The sequence below is a fragment of the Methylobacterium tarhaniae genome (assembly GCF_001043955.1).
Taxonomy (GTDB): Bacteria; Pseudomonadota; Alphaproteobacteria; order Rhizobiales; family Beijerinckiaceae; genus Methylobacterium; species Methylobacterium tarhaniae.
The window spans coordinates 1-18,155 of record NZ_LABZ01000168.1; the positions used below are offsets into that span (position 1 = coordinate 1).

Sequence of the window (18,155 nt, forward strand, 5' to 3'; positions counted from 1 at the left end):
ACCCGAAGCCCGTCGAGGCCGATGCCGGCGCGCAGAGCGGCCTCGGCCGAGGCGACGAGCTGCATGTCGGCGGCCTTGGCGAGGGATTCGAGCCGGCTCGCCAGGTTCACCGCCGGGCCGATCACCGACATCCCCCGGCTCGCGCCGTAACCGAGACGGCCGAGCACGAGGGGGCCGGCATGCAGGCCCATCGCCATCCGGAGCGCTGCCGGCAGCTCGGCGGCGAGCTGGCGGTTGAGCTCGGACACCGCGCCGTCGACGCGGGCCGCGGCGATGAAGGCCGCCCGGCAGGCGGGGCCGATCCCGTCCGGATGGGTGAACAGGGCGAGCAGCCCGTCGCCCGCATAGCCGCCGATCCAGCCCCCCGCCGCCTCGATCTCGCGGCCGGCGGCCTCGAAGAAGCGGTTGAGGATGAAGACCACGTCGAAAGGCAGCTTGCGCTCGGAGAGCGGCGTGAAGCCGCGGATGTCGATGAACAGGATCGCGACCTCGCGCTCGATCCCGGCGACATCGGTGTTGGTGAGGTGCTTGTCCGCCGTTTCCGAGCGGCGTGGGTCGAGGATGCGCATCACGGCCACGTCGCCGCCGGGACGCGCCTGGCAGGCGAGGCGCACATTGCCCGGCGCGCCGATCGCCCGCAGGGCCGCCGCCTCCTGGAGCCCGGCCGCCGACAGGCTCTCCTCGCCGGCGACCACCAGCACCCGGCAGGTCGAGCAGCGCCCGCGCCCGCCGCAGACCGAGACGTGCGGCACCCGGTTCGCCCGGCTGATCTCGAGGAGCGTCGGCCCTTCCAGGCTCTTCACCGTCGGCCCGCCGACATAGGTGACGCTGAAGCGCCGGGCCCGCAGGGTCGCGGCCGCCCGCATCAGCACCACCCCGAGCGCCAGGGCGACGGCGGCGTAGATGATCCCCGTGACGGTGTCGCCCCAGGCCGCGACCGTCGTATCGACGGGCGGCACCTGCCAGCGCGCGTCGAGGTCGGGCGCGTCGAAGCGGCGCGCCAGCACCCTGTCCCGCTCCATGAGGCGGCCCTGCGTGACGATGCCGGCGAGCGCCGCGGCCGGCAGGCCGAAGGCCGGTACGGCGAGCAGCGGCGCCATTCGCCGGTAGAGCGGCGACAGGCGCAGCCAGGCATGCAGGCCGAGGCAGCCATGCAGCCAGACCACCAGCAGCAGGGCGGTCTGGTAGCCCATCCCGTCGGGCCAGATGCGGGCGATCACGTAGGCGTAGGTGGTCCGCGTGCCGTCCACCAGGTTGGTGATCCGCGTCCCCAGGACATGCGGCACCAGCAGGAACGGGATCGCGAAGCCGAGCAGCGTCTGCATCGCCTCCCAGGGCGGCATCCGGAGCGTCCGGCGCTCGGCGAGCCGCACCAGCGAGAAGGCGATGTGGGCGAGGAGCGCGAGGCCGAGGATCAGGCTGCCGGGGAGCGAGCGCGTGACCGCGACCCGCCAGCGGGCCACCTCCATCATCGTGTCGAGACCGACGAGGCCGAGCGCGTGGTTGGCGAAATGCGTGGCCGCGAAGGCGAAGAGGACCAGCCCCGAGACCAGGCGCAGGCGCTGTGCGACCGAGCCGCGCCACAGGCGGGCGCCGGCTTCCGGATCGGGACGGCCGGCGGGGGGCGGCTCGCGCATGGGGTCCTTCTCTCGGCTCGGGTTTCCCCTCTCCCCGCGGGCGGAGAAAGGCTTGAGCACCCTTGTCGGGTACTCAAGGAGCCCGAAGGGCGAGGGCGAGGGATGTTTCCGGAGAAGCCTCGTTCGGCACCGCCCCCTCACCGTCGGCTACCGCCTCGCCGTATACCCTGGACGGGGACACGGCCCTCTGCCCGCGAGAAGTCGGGCGTGCCCGGCTTCGTCTGTCGCTTGCAGATCCCGGGCGAGCCCGGGATCTGTCGAGGACGATGCACTCGGCCCGGGATGCGAACCTGCGGGCCTCGTGCCGATCACGCCTCGCCGCGGCCCTTCACCTTGAGCGCCGCCTGCGCCGCCGCCAGCCGCGCGATCGGCACGCGGAAGGGCGAGCAGGAGACGTAGTCGAGGCCGGTCTCCTGGCAGAAGGCGATCGAGGCCGGGTCGCCGCCATGCTCGCCGCAGATGCCGAGCTTCAGCTTGTCCCGCACCGCCCGGCCGCGCTCGGCGGCGAGGCGCACGAGTTCACCCACACCCTCCTGGTCGATCGACACAAACGGGTCGGAGGCCAGGATGCCGCGCTGGGTGTACGGGCCGAGGAAGCGCCCCGCATCGTCGCGGCTGATGCCGAGCGTGGTCTGGGTCAGGTCGTTGGTGCCGAAGGAGAAGAACTCCGCCGTCTGGGCGATGTCGCCGGCCCGCAAAGCCGCGCGCGGCAGCTCGATCATCGTGCCGACCTGGTACTCGACCGCGGTGCCGGTCTCGGAGGCCACGGCCTTGGCCATGGCGTCGATGCGGGCCTTCACCAGGTCGAACTCGGTGCGGGTGAAGACCAGCGGCACCATCACCTCGGCGATGATCGGCGTGCCGGTCTGCTTGGCGGCCTCGACGGCGGCCTCGAAGATGGCGCGGGCCTGCATCTCGGCGATCTCGGGGTAGAGGATCGCCAGCCGGCAGCCGCGGAAGCCGAGCATCGGGTTGAACTCGTGCAGCTCGTTCATCCGGCGCCGCACCTTGTCCTCCTGGACGCCGGTGGCGGCGGCGACCTCGCCGATCTCCTTGTCGGAATGCGGCAGGAACTCGTGCAGCGGCGGGTCGAGCAGGCGGATCGTCACCGGCAGGCCCGACATGATGGTGAACAGCTCGACGAAGTCCTGGCGCTGATACGGCAGGAGCTTGGCGAGCGCGGCGCGCCGCCCGTCCTCGTCATCCGCCAGGATCATCTCGCGCATCGCCACGATGCGCTCCTCCTGGAAGAACATGTGCTCGGTGCGGCACAGGCCGATACCCTCGGCGCCGTACTTGCGGGCGGTGCGGGCGTCGAGCGGGGTCTCGGCGTTGGTGCGGACCTTCATGGTGCGGACCTTGTCCGCCCATTCCATCAGCGCTGCGAAGTCGCCCGACAGCTCGGGCTCGATCATCTCGACCGCGCCCTGCATCACCTGGCCGTTCGAGCCGTCGATGGTGATGCGGTCGCCGGCCTTCAGCGTCACGCCGCCGACCGACAGGGTGCGGGCGGCGTAGTCGACGCGAATCGAGCCGGCGCCGGAGACGCAGGGCTTGCCCATGCCGCGGGCGACCACCGCCGCGTGCGAGGTCATGCCGCCGCGGGTCGTCAGGATTCCTTCCGCGGCATGCATGCCGTGGATGTCCTCCGGCGAGGTCTCGACGCGGACCAGGATGACCTTGCGCTCGGCCTTCTTGGCGGCCTCGGCCTCCTCGGAATTGAACACGATCTCGCCCGAGGCGGCGCCCGGCGAGGCCGGCAGGCCGGTGGCGATGACCTTGCGCTCGGCCTTCGGGTCGATGGTCGGGTGGAGCAGCTGGTCGAGGGAGGCGGGCTCGACGCGGCCGACCGCCTCCTCGTGGGTGATGAGACCTTCCGCCGCCAGCTCCACGGCGATGCGGAGCGCGGCCTTCGCCGTGCGCTTGCCGTTGCGGGTCTGCAGCATCCAGAGCTTCCCGGTCTCGACCGTGAACTCCATGTCCTGCATGTCGCGGTAATGGTTCTCGAGCAGGCCGTAGATCCGCACGAGTTCGGCATAGGCCTCCGGCATCGCCCGCTCCATCGACGGCTTGTCGGAGCCGGATTCGATGCGGGCGGCCTCGGTGATGTCCTGCGGCGTGCGGATGCCCGCCACCACGTCCTCACCCTGCGCGTTGATCAGGAACTCGCCGTAGAGCGCCTTCTCGCCGGTGGAGGGGTTGCGGGTGAAGGCGACGCCGGTGGCCGAGGTCTCGCCCATGTTGCCGAAGACCATGGCCTGGACGTTGACCGCGGTGCCCCAGCTCGCCGGGATGTTGTGCAACTCGCGGTACTTGTTGGCGCGCGGGTTCATCCACGAGCCGAACACCGCGCCGATCGCGCCCCAGAGCTGGGCCTGCGGGTCCTGCGGGAAGTCCTGGCCGAGCTCGCGCTTCACCAGCGCCTTGTACTCGCCGATCAGGTGCTTCCAGTCGGCCGCTCCGAGCTCGGTGTCGAGGCTCAGGCCCTTCTCGTCCTTGTAGCGCTCCAGCACCTCCTCGAAGGAATGGTGCTCCACGCCGAGCACCACGTTCGAGTACATGGTGATGAAGCGGCGGTAGCTGTCATAGGCGAAGCGCTCGTCGCCGGCGCCGCGGGCCAGGGCCTCGACGGTGGTGTCGTTGAGGCCGAGATTCAGCACCGTGTCCATCATGCCGGGCATCGAGGCCCGGGCGCCGGAGCGTACCGACACGAGCAGCGGCGACTCGGCATCCCCGAAGCGACGACCCGTCAGCTTGCCGACGGCTTCCAGGGCGGCCGCGACCTCGCCCTCCAGCTCCGGCGGGTATTGCCGGCCATGGTCGTAGTAATAGGTGCAGACCTCGGTGGTGATGGTGAAGCCCGGCGGCACCGGGAGACCGAGATTCGACATCTCGGCCAGGTTCGCGCCCTTGCCTCCGAGCAGGTCGCGCATCGCCGACTTGCCCTCGGCCTTGCCGTCGCCGAAGGTGTAGACCCACTTCGCCATGTCACTTGTCCGTTCGTAGCGGCTGCCGCCTGACGTTCCCGCCGGGTTGGACCATTCGCGACCCCAACGCAAGCTGAACGGCATCCCCGTCCAGAAGTCTTGATGCGGGAATGTAGGCTGCGGCAGCTCCCTCGCCCCGGCCCGGGTGCCCGTGGTGGGGCCGGCGACGGCCGGTCAGGCGAGCTGGACGATGAGCCCGTTCTGGATCGTCACCCGCCGGTCCATCCGGGCGGCCAGTTCCAGGTTGTGGGTGGCGATCAGCGCCGCGACGCCCGAGGCGCGCACCAGCGAGACCAGGATCGCGAAGACGTGGCCTGCCGTCTGCGGGTCGAGGTTGCCGGTCGGCTCGTCGGCGAGCAGCAGCCGCGGGCCGTTGGCGAGCGCCCGGGCGATCGCGACGCGCTGCTGCTCGCCGCCGGACAGCTCCGCCGGGCGGTGGCTCAAGCGCTCCTTGAGGCCGAGGAACGACAACAGCTCGCCGGCCCGGGAGCGGGCCTCCTTGGCCGACAGGCCGCGGATGAGCTGCGGCAGAACCACGTTCTCGAGGGCCGAGAATTCCGGCAGCAGGTGGTGCGACTGGTAGACGAAGCCCATCTCCTCGCGCCGCATCCGGGTGCGGGCGGCATCGTCCATCCGGGCGCTCGGCTGGCCGCCGATATAGACCTCGCCGCCGTCGGGCCGCTCCAGCAGGCCGGCGACGTGGAGCAGGGTCGACTTGCCGGTGCCGGACGGCGCCACGAGGGCCACGATCTCGCCGGGCCAGATCGCCAGATCCGCTCCGCGCAGGATCTCGAGATGACCGGTGCCTTGCGCGTAGCGCCGCTCGACCTGGGCGAGGAAGAGCGCCGGGACCGGCTGCTGCGGGGTGTCGTCCATCGGCGTCAGGCGCCCTTCGCGGTGGGGCGCGGGGCGGAGGTCAGGGGATAGACGGGTCGCAGCATCCGTAGCGTACTCGGGAACAGGATCGGGGGGCGGGGGCCCGACGGATCAGCCGTAGCGCAGGGCCTGCACCGGGTCGAGCCGGGCCGCGCGCCAGGACGGGTAGAGGGTGGCCAGCAGCGACAGCACCATCGACATCGCCACCACGGCGACGACCTCGCCGGCATTGGTCTCCGACGGGATCTCCGACAGGAACCGCACCGTCGGGTCCCAGGCCCCCGGGAAGAGCGTGCGCTGGATCACCGTGAGGTTGGCCGAGAAGACCAGGCCGAGGACGAAGCCCGCGAGCGTGCCGAGGATGCCGATCGAGGCGCCGGTGATCAGGAACACCCGCATGATCGCGCCCCGCGTCGCCCCCATGGTGCGCAGGATCGCGATGTCGCTCGACTTGTCCTTCACCAGCATGATCAGCCCGGAGACGATGTTGAGCGCCGCCACCAGCACGATCAGCGTGAGGATGATGAACATCACGTTGCGCTCCACCTCGAGGGCGGAGAAGAAGGTGCGGTTGCGCTGGCGCCAGTCGGTGATCAGCACCGGGCGCTCGGCGGCCAGTTCCAGCTCGCCCCTCGCCTCGCCGACCGAATCGGCGTTGTCGAGGAAGACCTCGATCACCGAGACGTCGCCGTCCCGGTTGAAGAAGGCCTGAGCTTCGGAGAGCGGCATGTACACGAAGGTGCCGTCGAACTCGGACATGCCGACCTCGAACACCGCCGCGACGGTGTAGCCCTTGATCCGCGGCGCGGTGCCGAACGGCGTCGTCGCGCCCTTCGGGGTCGCCAGCGTGATCGTGTCGCCGGCCTGGAGGCCGAGGGATTCGGCCAGCCGCTTGCCGATGGCGACGCCGCCGCCGGTGTCGAAGTTCTCCAGCGTGCCGCCCCGGATGGTGCCCGCGACCGACGGGATCTTCTTCAGATCCTCGGCCCGCACGCCGCGCACCAGCACGCCCGAGCCGCCGAACTGCGACGAGGCGAAGGCCTGGCCTTCGACCATGGGCAGGGCGAGGTGGACGCCCGCCACCTTGCCGAGCCGGTCGGACAGGTCGGCGAAGTCGGTCAGCGGCCGGTCGATCGGCGCGACGAAGATGTGGCCGTTGATGCCGACGATCTTGCTCAAGAGCTCCTTGCGGAAGCCGTTCATCACCGAGAGCACGATGATGAGGGTGGCCACGCCCAGCATGATCCCGAGGAACGAGAACAGGGCGATGACCGAGACGAAGCCTTCTTTCCGCCGGGTGCGCAGGTAGCGCCCGGCGATCGTCCACTCGAAGGGCGCGAACGGCAGGGTGCCGCCCCCGCCGCGCGGCCTGAGCAATGCGCCGACCTTGGGCAGGCGGTCGCGGAGCGCGGCGAGGGCCATCGGCTCAGGCCGTCCGGTTCTGGCGCAGATAGGCCGGCACGGCGTCGGGCGCCACGGTCTCGCGGGCGCCGGTGGCGCGGCGCTTCACCTCGACCTTGCCCTCGGCGAGCCCCTTCGGACCGACGATGACCTGCCAGGGCAGGCCGATCAGGTCGGCGGTGGCGAACTTGCCGCCCGGACGCTCGTCGCGGTCGTCGTAGAGCACGGTCAGGCCGGCGGCCTCCAGCTCGCCCTGGAGCTTGGCGCAGGCCGCGTCGGTGCCCGCATCCCCGACCTTGAGGTTGAGGAGCGCGACGTCGAACGGCGCCACCGCATCCGGCCACACGATGCCGGCCTCGTCGTGGCCCGCCTCGATGATCGCCGCCACCAGCCGGCTCGGGCCGATGCCGTAGGAACCCATATGGACCGGGCGCTCCTGCCCGTCCGGCCCGGTGACCTTGGCGCCCATCGGCTCCGAGTACTTGGTGCCGAAATAGAAGATGTGGCCGACCTCGATGCCGCGGGCGGCCATCTGCTCAGGTTGCGGCACCTCGGCGAAGGCGGCGGCGTCGTGCATCTCCGAGGTGGCAGCGTAGCGCGAGGTCCAGTGGTCGACGGTCGCCTGGAGGCCGGCGACGTCGTCGAAGTCGGTCGTCGCGTCGGGAGTCGCGAAGTCGAGATAGGCGCGGTCGCAGAAGACCTCGCTCTCGCCGGTCTGGGCCAGGATGATGAATTCGTGGGACAGGTCGCCGCCGATCGGCCCGGTCTCGGCCCGCATCGGGATCGCCTTCAGCCCGAGCCGCGCGAAGGTGCGCAGGTACGCCACGAACATCTTGTTGTAGGAGTGCCGCGCGCTCGCCTGGTCGAGGTCGAACGAGTAGGCGTCCTTCATCAGGAACTCGCGCGAGCGCATCGTGCCGAAGCGCGGCCGCACCTCGTCGCGGAACTTCCACTGGATGTGGTAGAGGTTCTTCGGCAGGTCCTTGTAGGACCGCACCGCCGAGCGGAAGATCGCGGTGATCATCTCCTCGTTGGTCGGCCCGAACAGCATGTCGCGCTCGTGCCGGTCCTTGATGCGCAGCATCTCCTTGCCATACGCGTCGTAGCGGCCGGATTCGCGCCAGAGATCCGCCGACTGGATCGTCGGCATCAAGAGCTCGATGGCGCCCGAGCGGTCCTGCTCGGCCCGGATGATGTCGGCCACCCGGTTGAGCACCCGCAGGCCCAGCGGCAGCCAGGCATAGATGCCGGCGGCTTCCTGGCGGATCATGCCGGCGCGCAGCATCAGCCGGTGCGAGACGATCTCCGCTTCCTTGGGCGTCTCGCGCAGGATGGGCAGGAAGTAGCGGCTGAGACGCATGTCGGACCTTGGCGTGGCAGGCGGGTGGTGATCGTCGGGGAGCCCCCGGGGACCGCCCTTTTGCACGCTTCCGGCCCCGTTCGCAAAACATGAAACGCAGGCCGAGGGCCGGCATGGCCCCTATCCTGCGCGCCCCATGCGGGGCGGAGGAGGAAAATGCGCCGGCCATGCAAAAAAACGCATCAATCTGCTCGGAGGCAGGTGACAATGCGAATTCTTCTTCCTATAAGCGTCCTCGCGATGATGCGCAGGCAGGCCGAACGGCGCCGCGCAAGGTCCGAGTCTCGGGAGGAAAAGCCAGCCTCAACGCCCAAACGGGTGAACAACAGATCATAGGCTGGCGAAAACATTCAGAAAGCTATCAAGCAAGGCTTCCGAGCCTTGCTTTTTTATTTTGGACCTTCGCGTCGACGGCAAATACCGCTTCAGGGAGGATCGCGACCTTTCGCGGTCGCGAACCGTTACAATCCGGCGAGTGGGAAAGCCGCGACGGCGGCGATGAACACCACGTCCGATACCAGCGTGGTCCAAACCGCCTTGCGGCGCATCTGCGGCCGGTGCGGCGCGCCGAGATCCTGCCCCGGCACGATCACCTCGGTGCCGTCGGGCGCGGCCCGGAACGGCAGCACCGCGAAGAGCAGCGTCCACCACACCACGAAATAGAGCGCCCCCGCCCCGAAGCCGCTGAGGCGAAAGCCCCAGACCGCCAGCGCCAGGACCGGCAGCATCAGGAGGATGCAGACCCCGAGCGTTCGGGGGATCGAGGCGGTGGCGCGGTCGAGGAGGGCGTCCACGCTCACGCCTGCTCCAGCTCCACCAGAGTGCCGAGGAAGTCCTTCGGGTGCAGGAACAGCACCGGCTTGCCGTGGGCGCCGATCCGGGGCTCGCCCGTGCCGAGGATGCGCGCTCCTTGAGCCTTCAGCTTGTCGCGCGCCGCCAGGATGTCCTCGACCTCGTAGCAGACATGGTGGATGCCGCCGCCCGGATTGCGCTCCAGGAAGGCGTTGATCGGCGAATCCGCGCCCAAGGGCTCGAGCAACTCGATCTTGCTGTTGGGAAGCTCGACGAAGATCACCGTCACGCCATGCTCCGGCTGCGGCAGCGGCGCCGACAGGGTCGCCCCGAGGGTATCGCGATACACCTTCGCCGAGGCCTCGAGATCCTTCACCGCGATGGCGACGTGGTTGAGCCTGCCGATCATGGGGTGTTCCTCCGGTGGTCCGTGGGGTGATTGTTGGTTTTAGGGCGTGGGTCGGGGTGGCGCTACGGCAGCAGCCGGTCCGCGTGATCGCCACATTACTCCAAGGCTCGCGCCCGAACCCTCCCCCCTCTGCGGAGGAGGGCGGCCCGCGGAGCGGGCCGGGAGAGGGGAACCACGCTTCCGGATGAATCGGAACCGTCCTGAAGGGTGCCAAGCCCTACAGCGTCGCGCTGCTCCTCTCCCGCCCGGCGCACGAGAGCTTCGCACTCGCAGCCGGGCACCCTCCCCCGCAGAGGGGGAAGGTTAGGCGCTATACCCGGAAACGAGAGCGAGGGGGGCTCCTCACACCTCCACCACCATCACGTGGCAGGCCGGCTTCTTGCCCCACACCTCGTTGACGGCCGAGCGGATCGCCCGGTCGACGGCGTTCTCCACCGCCTCCGAATCCCGCCGCTTGACCCGCGACAGGCCGTCGAGCGTCCGCTCGACGGCGTCGCCGACGACGTCGATGATGACCTCGCCCTTGCGGCCGTAGCTCGGCAGGCCCATCAGGTCGATCGACGGCTCGCCCTTGAGCTCGCCGTTGCGGTCGAGGGCGATCGCCACCGAGACGATGCCCGTGAAGGCGAGCTTGCGCCGCTCGGGGATCGCCCGGTCGTTCGAATCGACCAGGACGTTGCCGTCCTTGTAGATCCGCCCGCTCTTGACGTGGGTGACGATCTCCGGCTCGCCCGGGGCGAGGCGGATCAGGGTGCCGTTGCGGGCCTTGACCACCTGCTCGACGCCCTGCTTCCGGGCGAAGGTGGCGTGCTCGGCCAGATGCAGCGCCTCGCCGTGGACCGGCACAGCGATGCGCGGCTTGGTCCAGCGATACATCGCCGCCATCTCGTCGCGGCGCGGGTGGCCGGAGACGTGGACCAGCTCGGTACGGTCGGTGATGACCTGGATGCCGGCCTCGATCAGGTCGTTGATGATCGCGCCGACCGCCCGCTCGTTGCCGGGAATCGCCCGCGAGGAGAAGATCACCCGGTCGCCGGGAGAGAGCGCGATCTCCGGATGCTCGTCGCGGGAGACCCGGGCCATCGCCGCCCGCGGCTCGCCTTGCGAGCCGGTGAGCAGAGCCACCACCTTCTCGCGCGGCAGGTAGCCGTAGGCCTCGGCGCCGCGGATCTCGGGCAGGCCGTCGAGGTAGCCGCATTCGCGGGCGACGTCGATCACCCGGTCCATGGCACGGCCGACCGCCACCACGTCGCGGCCGCAGGCCTGGGCGGCGAGGCACACGGCGCGCATGCGGGCGACGTTCGACGCGAAGGTCGTCACCGCGACACGGTGGGGCGAGTTGCGGATCAGCTCGGCGAGGTGATCGGCCACCTCCGACTCGCTCGGAGAGCGGCCCTCGCGGGTGACGTTGGTCGAATCGCAGACCAGGGCCAGGACGCCCTCCTCGCCGAGACGGGTGAAGGTCTCCTCCGAGGTGGTGTTGCCCGCCACCGGCGCGTCGTCGAGCTTCCAGTCGCCGGTATGGAGGACCAGGCCGAGCGGCGTGCGGATGGCGAGCGCGTTCGCCTCCGGGATCGAGTGGGCCACCGGCACGTACTCGATCGAGAACGGCCCCAGCTCGAGCCGGCCGTCGGCCGGGACTTCGCGCATGTCGACCTTGGGCGCGCCCGGCTCGCCGAGGCGGCGGGCCTCGATCAGGTTCTTGGTGAAGCGGGTGGCGTAGATCGGCACCTTCAGCTTCGGCCAGAGCTCGCCGATGGCGCCGATATGGTCCTCGTGGCCGTGGGTGATCAGGATGCCGAGCAGGTTCTCGCGCTGCTCCTCCGCGAAGCTGAGGTCCGGATACATCAAATCGACGCCCGGCATGTGCTCCTCGCTGGCGAAGCCCATGCCGAGGTCGACCATGATCCACTTGCGGTGCTTCGGCGGCCCGAAGCCGTAGAGCGCGGCATTCATGCCGATCTCGCCCACCCCACCGAGGGGCACGAAGATCAGCTCATCTCCCTTGTTCGACATCCTGGTCCATCACTGCACGAACCGCCGTCGCGGTCCCACTCAAGGAACGGCCTCGCTGCCGTCACGGTCACGGCGCCGTCATGTCGTGTGTGCGACCGGAAACGGCCGCGCGGCGGCGGCGCCGGAAGGCGCCCCGCCGGAAGAACCCATGCTCCCGAGGATGCGTCGTCGCCGTTCCGGCGCCGCTCCGCTCCCCGTCGGGCCGCTGACGCGGTCCGTCGATCATCAGGCCGCGGTCGCGGCCGTTCCGAAATGCACCTCACCGGCGGAGATGGCGACACGCTCCCCATCCGCGAGGCGCACGACCAGCCGGCCCCCTTCGTCGATCGTCTCGAAGGTCCCGGTCATCGCGCGGGCACCGGTCTGGACGCTCACCGGACCGCCGAGCCCCACCGCTGCGGCGAGCCAGGCGTCGCGGATGCGCAGGAAGCCTCTTCCCTCGTCCCAAAGCCGCTCGGCCTCGACCCAGGCGCCGGTGAGCAGGCGAAACAGCCCCGGCGCGTCGACGGCATGGCCCGCCTCCGCCAACGAGGTCGCCGCATAGGGCAGCCCGTCCGGCGCGCCCGCGACGTTGACGCCGATTCCCACGGTCACGAAGGCGCCGCGGCCCGGGAGGGTCTCCATCTCGAGGAGGATGCCGACGAGCTTGGCGCCACCGAGAAGAACGTCGTTCGGCCATTTGAGCCGGAAATCCGGGGCAACTCCGGTGGTTCCCGGGCCGCAGGCACGGCGCAGCGCCCGTTCCACCGCGATACCGGCGACGAAGCCCAGTGTCGCGACCCGGTCCGGGGCAAGGCCTGGCGGGACCGGCCAGAGCAGGCTCGCGGCGTGGTTGCCCGCGATCCAGCCCCAGCCCTTGCCGCGCCGGCCGCGGCCACCGGTCTGCTCGCGGGTGACGACCCAGAGCGGACCCGCCTCGCCGGCGCGCGCGCGTTCGAGGGCCTGCGTGCTCGTCGAGCCGAGGCTGTCATGGACCTCGATACGGTATCCCGCGGCAATGGCCGCGGGGTCGAGCACGAAGGTCATGCGCCTAGAACAGCGACTTCGCGGCGGTCCCGGCGAGGCCGACCAGCGGGGCCGGAACGAGCCAGAACAGCAGCACCACCACGCTCGACAGGCCGAGCACGATGCGCAGGCCGGGGCCCATCGGCTCATAGGCCTCGGCCGGCTCATCGAAGTACATCACCTTGACGAGGCGCAGGTAGTAATAGGCGCCGATCACGCTGGTCACCACGCCGATCACCGCCAGGGTCACGAGGTTCGCCTTGATGGCCGCAGCGAAGACGTAGAACTTGGCGAAGAACCCGGCGAGGGGCGGGATGCCGGCGAGCGAGAACATCATCATGGCCAGCAGGAACGCCACCCAAGGGTGGGTGCGCGACAGGCCCGACAGGTCGTCGATGGTCTCGTACATCTTCCGGCCGCGGCGCAGCGACAGGATCACCGCGAAGGCGCCGAGCGTCATGGCGAGGTAGATCGCCATGTAGATCACCACGCCGCGCACCCCCTCCTGCGTGCCGGCGGCGAGCCCGATGAGCGCGTAGCCGACATTGGCGATGGAGGAATAGGCCATCAGGCGCTTGAGGCTGCGCTGGCCGATCGCCGCGAAGGAGCCGAGCGCCATCGAGGCGATCGACACGAACACGATGATCTGCTGCCATTCCGGCGTGATGACCGGGAAGGCGCCGATGAAGACGCGCACGGCCATCGCCATCGCGGCCATCTTGGGAGCCGAGGCGAAGAAGGCGGTGACCGGGGTGGGTGCGCCCTCGTAGACGTCCGGCGTCCACATGTGGAACGGCACGGCGGCGAGCTTGAACGAGACGCCGGCGGCGACGAACACCACGCCCAGCACCATGCCGAGGCCCGAACCCTCGCGGAGCGCGGTGGCGATGTGCGGGAACGAGACGGTGCCGGTGAAGCCGTAGACCAGCGAGGCGCCGTAGAGCAGCATGCCGGACGAGAGAGCGCCGAGCACGAAGTACTTCAGGCCGGCCTCGGTCGAGCGCAGGTTGTCACGGTGGAACGAGGCGATGACGTAGGCCGCCAGGCTCTGCAGCTCGAGGCCCATATAGAGCGCGATCAGATCGTTGGCCGAGGCCATGATCATCATGCCGATCGTCGAGAGGACGATCAGGATCGGGTACTCGAACCGGGCGATGCGCTCGCGCTCGAAATGCTCCTTGGCGAGGAGGATCGCCGCGGCCGACCCGATCAGGGTCAGCGCCTTCATGATCCGGGCGAACCCGTCGACGATGAAGGAGCCGTTGAAGGTGGTGACCTTCGTGCCGAAGGGCTGGCTGACCACCGCGAACAGCGCGAGGATCAGCAGGATCAGGGCACCGACGCTGACGCCCTCGGTGGAGCGCTCGCCCTTGAAGGCGCCGTAGAGGATGAGCACCAGGACGCCGACCGAGAGGATCAGCTCCGGCAAGGCGGGCCCGATGGCGGGCATGACGATCTGAGCGGCGTTCATCGCGAAGAACTCAGTGCGGGACCGGCAGGGCCGCCGCAGCGGTCTGGGTCGTGGAGAGGGCGGCGCGCAATCCTTGCATCAGCGCGTCGGTCGAGGGCGCGAAGACGTCGAGGATCGGGCCGGGATGGACGCCGTAATAGATCGTCAGCGCCACCAGCGGGGCGAGGATCAGCATCTCGCGACGGTCGAGGTCGGTGATCCCCTGCAGGCTCGGCTTCTCGAGCTTGCCGTAGACCACCCGGGCGAACAGCCACAGGGCGTAGGCCGCCGACAGGATGATGCCGAAGACCGAGAAGAACGACACCATCGGGTTGGCCCGGAAGGCGCCCATCATCGCCAGGAACTCGCCGACGAAGCCCGAGGTGCCCGGCAGGCCGACATTGGCCATGGTGAACACCATCATGGCGACCGCGTAGAGCGGCATCCGCTTCACCAGGCCGCCATAGGCCGAGATTTCGCGGGTGTGCATCCGGTCGTAGATCACGCCGACGCAGAGGAAGAGCGCGCCCGACACGATGCCGTGAGAGATCATCAGGAACAGAGCGCCCTGGATGCCCTGCTCGTTCAACGTGAACAGGCCGAGGGTCACGAAGCCCATATGCGCCACGGAGGAATAGGCGATCAGCTTCTTGATGTCGGTCTGCACCAGAGCGACCAGCGAGGTATAGATGATCGCCACCACCGACAGCGTATAGACCATCGGGGCGAAGTAGTGGGAGGCGTCCGGGAACATCGGCAGCGAGACGCGGATGAAGCCGTAGCCGCCCATCTTGAGCAGGATGCCGGCCAGGATGACCGAGCCGGCGGTCGGCGCCTCGACGTGGGCGTCGGGGAGCCAGGTATGGACCGGCCACATCGGCATCTTCACCGCGAAGGAAGCGAAGAAGGCGAGCCAGAGCCAGATCTGCATGTTCGCCGGGAAGCGGGTCTGCAGCAGGGTCGGGATGTCGGTCGTGCCGGCCTGCCAGTACATCGCCATGATGGCGAGCAGCATCAGCACCGAGCCGAGCAGGGTGTAAAGGAAGAACTTGAACGACGCGTAGATCCGGCGCTTGCCACCCCAGATGCCGATGATCAGGAACATCGGGATCAGGCCGGCCTCGAAGAACAGGTAGAAGAGCACCAGGTCGAGGGCGCAGAACACGCCGATCATCGTGGTCTCGAGGACCAGGAACGCGACGAAATACTCCTTCACCCTGTGCTCGATCGAGAGCCAGGAGGCGCCGATGCAGAACGGCATCAGGAAGGTGGTGAGCAGCACCAGCGGCATCGAGAAGCCGTCGACGCCGAGCTTGAACCGGATCGTGTCGGTCAGCCAGGCATGGGACTCGACGAGCTGGAACTGCGCGGTCGTGGCGTCGTAGCGGCCCCAGGCGACCAGGGACAGCAGGAAGGTGGCGAGCGTGGTGATCAGCGCCGCCCAGCGGGCGTTGCGCCGCACCGCCTGCTCGTCGCCGCCCAGCGTCAGGATGAAGGCGGCGCCGACGAGCGGCAGGATGAGGAGGCCGGAGAGGATCCCGAGGCCGAGCATGATTCTCTGTTCTCCGGTCAGGTCAGTGGGTGGCCGCGGAGACGCCGGTGATCAGGTACCAGCTCACCAGGGCCGCGACGCCGACCAGCATCACGAAGGCGTAATGGTAGACGTAGCCGGTCTGGAGACGGACCACGCCGCGGGTGATGTCGACGACGCGGGCGGCGATGCCGTTCGGGCCCATCCCGTCGATGATGCGGCCGTCGCCGACCTTCCACAGGAACTCGCCGAAGCCCTTGGCCGGGCGGACGAAGACCCGGTCGTAGATCTCGTCGAAGTACCACTTGTTGAGCAGGAAGCGGTACAGCAGCGACTGGCTCTGGGCGAGCTGGTTCGGCAGCTCCGGCCGGCGGATATACATCCAGTAGGCGAGCACGAAGCCGAGGACCAGCATCACGAAGGGCGAGTGCTGCACCCAGGCCGGCGCGTTGTGGATGTCGTGCATGATGTGGTTGTCGGGGCCGTGCGCGAGCGCACCCTTCCAGAACTCGTCCATGCCCTCGCCGATGAAGCGGTTCTTGAACACCAGGCCGGCGAAGATCGCGCCGAGCGCCAGGACCGCGAGCGGGATCGTCATCACCCGCGGGCTCTCGTGCGGGGTGTGGGCGTGGTGGTCGTGGTGCTCGATCGCCGAATGCGAGGCGGGCTCGACGTCGTGACCCTTATCGTCGTGCGCGACCCCCTCGTGGTGGCCGGGAGCACCGTCGGCGATGGCCGAGGAGGGATGGGCCGAGGAGGGACGGGCCGAGGCGTGGGCGACCGCGTGGTGGGCGTCGGCGTGAAGGTCGTCATGACCGTGCGCGTGGGCGTTCTGCCAGCGGGCCGGCCCCTCGAACGTCATGAAGAACAGGCGCCAGGAGTAGAACGAGGTGAAGAAGGCCGCGATGACGGTCGCCAGGAAGGCCAGCACGTGGCCCGGCCGGGTCGACATGTAGGCCGCCTCGATGATCGCGTCCTTCGAGTAGAAGCCCGCTGTGAAGGGGAAGCCGATGAGCGCCAGCGTCCCGATCGCCATCATGGCGGTGGTGAAGGGAATGTAGCGCCGCAGAGCGCCCATGTTCCGCATGTCCTGCTCGTGGTGCATCGCGTGGATGACCGAGCCGGCCCCGAGGAACAGCAGCGCCTTGAAGAAGGCATGGGTGAAGAGGTGGAACACGCCCGCCGCATAGGCGCCGACGCCGAGCGCGACGAACATGTAGCCGAGCTGCGAGCAGGTCGAGTAGGCGATGACGCGCTTGATGTCGTTCTGGACGAGGCCGACCGTGGCGGCGAAGAAGGCCGTGATGCCGCCGATCACCGTGACGACGATCAGCGCGTTCGGCGCCGCGTCGAACAGGGGCGACAGGCGGGCGACCATGAACACGCCGGCGGTCACCATGGTGGCGGCATGGATCAGCGCCGAGACCGGGGTCGGGCCCTCCATCGCGTCCGGCAGCCAGGTGTGCAGCAGGAACTGCGCCGACTTGCCCATGGCACCCATGAACAGCAGCAGGCAGCAGATGGTCAGCGCGTTCCAGTCGTAGCCGAGCAGGTGGAACGTCGCGTCCTTGAGCTCGGGGACCTTGGCGAAGATGGCGTCGTAGCTGACCGCGCCGAACAGCACGAAGCAGAGGAAGATGCCGAGGGAGAAGCCGAAATCGCCGACACGGTTGACGATGAACGCCTTCATAGCGGCGGCGTTGGCCGAGGGCTTCTCGTACCAGAAGCCGATCAGAAGGTACGAGGCGAGGCCGACGCCCTCCCAGCCGAAGAACATCTGGACGAGGTTGTCCGACGTCACCAGCATCAGCATGGCGAAGGTGAAGAGCGACAGGTAGGCGAAGAACCGCGGCCGGTGCGGGTCCTCGTGCATGTAGCCCATCGAGTAGAGGTGGACGAGCGCCGAGACGCTGTTGACCACCACCAGCATGACCGCCGTGAGCGTGTCGGCCCGGAACGCCCAGTCGACCGTCAGGCCGCCGGCGGTGAACCACGTCGCGACGTGGTGCGTGGTGGCCCCGTGGCCGTGCCCTCCGGTCACCTCGAAGAAGGCGATCCACGACAGGAGCGCCACGAAGATGAGGATGCCGGTGGTGACCACCTCGCTGGCCCGCGGGCCGATGCGGCGCCCGAACAGACCGGCGATGAGGAAGCCGATCAGGGGCAGGAAGACGATCGCGTGGTACATGCTAAGGTCCGGCCTCGCGTGGCTCTTGCCGCTGCGGCACTGGTTTTCGGGAAAGGGCGTGAGGGCTCGTTTAAGAGCCGCGTCAGCCCTTCATCATGTTGACGTCCTCGACGGCGATCGAGCCGCGGTTGCGGAAGAACACCACCAGGATGGCGAGGCCGATCGCGGCCTCGGCGGCAGCGACGGTCAGCACGAACAGGGCGAAGACCTGGCCGACGATGTCGCCGAGATGGGTCGAGAACGCCACCAGGTTGATGTTCACCGCGAGCAGGATCAGCTCGACGGACATCAAGATGACGATGATGTTCTTGCGGTTGATGAAGATGCCGAGCACCCCGAGGGTGAACAGGATCGCGGCGACCGTCAGGTAATGGCTCAAACCGATCATCGTGCCTCTCGGCCGCGCGCGGCCGCCTTCGTGTCGCGGGGCGCTCAGGGCCCCGCCGCTCTTGCCATCAGCCTCGCGAGGCCTGGATCAGCCCCGCATGAACTCGCTTCAGACC

General features: G+C 69.0%; 13 protein-coding genes. All 13 read right to left on the minus strand.

Annotated elements, in window-relative coordinates:
- On the minus strand, positions 1–1,637 hold a 1,637-nt coding region (locus VQ03_RS22055), incomplete at its 3' end, for an adenylate/guanylate cyclase domain-containing protein (RefSeq protein ID WP_053078698.1).
- 308 nt (positions 1,638–1,945) lie between these two features.
- Entirely contained in the window at positions 1,946–4,624 is a 2,679-nt protein-coding gene (gene ppdK, locus VQ03_RS22060) for a pyruvate, phosphate dikinase (RefSeq protein WP_048453061.1), read from the minus strand.
- Positions 4,625–4,798: 174 nt separating this feature from the next.
- Positions 4,799–5,500, minus strand: a complete 702-nt coding sequence (locus VQ03_RS22065; RefSeq protein WP_048453062.1) for an ABC transporter ATP-binding protein — start codon at positions 5,498–5,500, stop codon at positions 4,799–4,801.
- Positions 5,501–5,611: 111 nt separating this feature from the next.
- Positions 5,612–6,922 carry a lipoprotein-releasing ABC transporter permease subunit gene (locus VQ03_RS22070; RefSeq protein WP_048453063.1) on the minus strand — a complete coding sequence of 437 codons (1,311 nt, stop codon included), beginning with the start codon at positions 6,920–6,922 and terminating at the stop codon, positions 5,612–5,614.
- Between the two features lie 4 nt (positions 6,923–6,926).
- The gene (proS, locus tag VQ03_RS22075) at positions 6,927–8,261 is read right to left on the minus strand and encodes a proline--tRNA ligase (protein WP_048453064.1); all 1,335 of its coding nucleotides are present in this window, start codon (positions 8,259–8,261) and stop codon (positions 6,927–6,929) included.
- 461 nt (positions 8,262–8,722) lie between these two features.
- Positions 8,723–9,061, minus strand: a complete 339-nt coding sequence (locus VQ03_RS22080; RefSeq protein WP_245292166.1) for a DUF1467 family protein — start codon at positions 9,059–9,061, stop codon at positions 8,723–8,725.
- Positions 9,058–9,462 (minus strand): methylmalonyl-CoA epimerase, encoded by a 405-nt coding sequence (gene mce, locus VQ03_RS22085; RefSeq protein WP_048453065.1) that lies wholly within the window; start codon positions 9,460–9,462, stop codon positions 9,058–9,060. The genes VQ03_RS22080 and mce overlap by 4 nt, the downstream gene beginning before the upstream one ends.
- A gap of 342 nt (positions 9,463–9,804) precedes the next feature.
- Positions 9,805–11,478 (minus strand): ribonuclease J, encoded by a 1,674-nt coding sequence (locus tag VQ03_RS22090; protein WP_048453066.1) that lies wholly within the window; start codon positions 11,476–11,478, stop codon positions 9,805–9,807.
- A gap of 225 nt (positions 11,479–11,703) precedes the next feature.
- On the minus strand, positions 11,704–12,504 hold the full coding sequence (locus VQ03_RS22095; RefSeq protein WP_048453067.1) for a biotin--[acetyl-CoA-carboxylase] ligase: 801 nt from the start codon (positions 12,502–12,504) through the stop codon (positions 11,704–11,706).
- Positions 12,505–12,508: 4 nt separating this feature from the next.
- Positions 12,509–13,954 (minus strand): NADH-quinone oxidoreductase subunit NuoN, encoded by a 1,446-nt coding sequence (gene nuoN / locus VQ03_RS22100; RefSeq protein ID WP_048453068.1) that lies wholly within the window; start codon positions 13,952–13,954, stop codon positions 12,509–12,511.
- Between the two features lie 10 nt (positions 13,955–13,964).
- Positions 13,965–15,485 (minus strand): NADH-quinone oxidoreductase subunit M, encoded by a 1,521-nt coding sequence (locus tag VQ03_RS22105; RefSeq protein ID WP_048453069.1) that lies wholly within the window; start codon positions 15,483–15,485, stop codon positions 13,965–13,967.
- A 22-nt stretch (positions 15,486–15,507) separates the two neighbouring features.
- The gene (gene nuoL, locus VQ03_RS22110; RefSeq protein ID WP_048453070.1) at positions 15,508–17,652 is read right to left on the minus strand and encodes an NADH-quinone oxidoreductase subunit L; all 2,145 of its coding nucleotides are present in this window, start codon (positions 17,650–17,652) and stop codon (positions 15,508–15,510) included.
- Positions 17,653–17,734: 82 nt separating this feature from the next.
- Complete coding sequence (gene nuoK, locus VQ03_RS22115) at positions 17,735–18,040, minus strand: NADH-quinone oxidoreductase subunit NuoK (RefSeq protein WP_048425446.1); 306 nt, start codon at positions 18,038–18,040, stop codon at positions 17,735–17,737.
- Positions 18,041–18,155: the final 115 nt, after the last annotated feature.

Excerpts from the sequence above, each read along its gene's own strand:
- mce (WP_048453065.1), bottom strand. The coding sequence starts at position 9,462 with ATGATCGGCAGGCTCAACCACGTCGCCATCGCGGTGAAGGATCTCGAG.
- VQ03_RS22090 (WP_048453066.1), bottom strand. The coding sequence starts at position 11,478 with ATGTCGAACAAGGGAGATGAGCTGATCTTCGTGCCCCTCGGTGGGGTG.
- ppdK (WP_048453061.1), bottom strand. The coding sequence starts at position 4,624 with ATGGCGAAGTGGGTCTACACCTTCGGCGACGGCAAGGCCGAGGGCAAG.
- nuoK (WP_048425446.1), bottom strand. The coding sequence starts at position 18,040 with ATGATCGGTTTGAGCCATTACCTGACGGTCGCCGCGATCCTGTTCACC.
- VQ03_RS22105 (WP_048453069.1), bottom strand. The coding sequence starts at position 15,485 with ATGCTCGGCCTCGGGATCCTCTCCGGCCTCCTCATCCTGCCGCTCGTC.
- VQ03_RS22065 (WP_048453062.1), bottom strand. The coding sequence starts at position 5,500 with ATGGACGACACCCCGCAGCAGCCGGTCCCGGCGCTCTTCCTCGCCCAG.
- VQ03_RS22095 (WP_048453067.1), bottom strand. The coding sequence starts at position 12,504 with ATGACCTTCGTGCTCGACCCCGCGGCCATTGCCGCGGGATACCGTATC.
- nuoN (WP_048453068.1), bottom strand. The coding sequence starts at position 13,954 with ATGAACGCCGCTCAGATCGTCATGCCCGCCATCGGGCCCGCCTTGCCG.
- nuoL (WP_048453070.1), bottom strand. The coding sequence starts at position 17,652 with ATGTACCACGCGATCGTCTTCCTGCCCCTGATCGGCTTCCTCATCGCC.
- VQ03_RS22070 (WP_048453063.1), bottom strand. The coding sequence starts at position 6,922 with ATGGCCCTCGCCGCGCTCCGCGACCGCCTGCCCAAGGTCGGCGCATTG.
- proS (WP_048453064.1), bottom strand. The coding sequence starts at position 8,261 with ATGCGTCTCAGCCGCTACTTCCTGCCCATCCTGCGCGAGACGCCCAAG.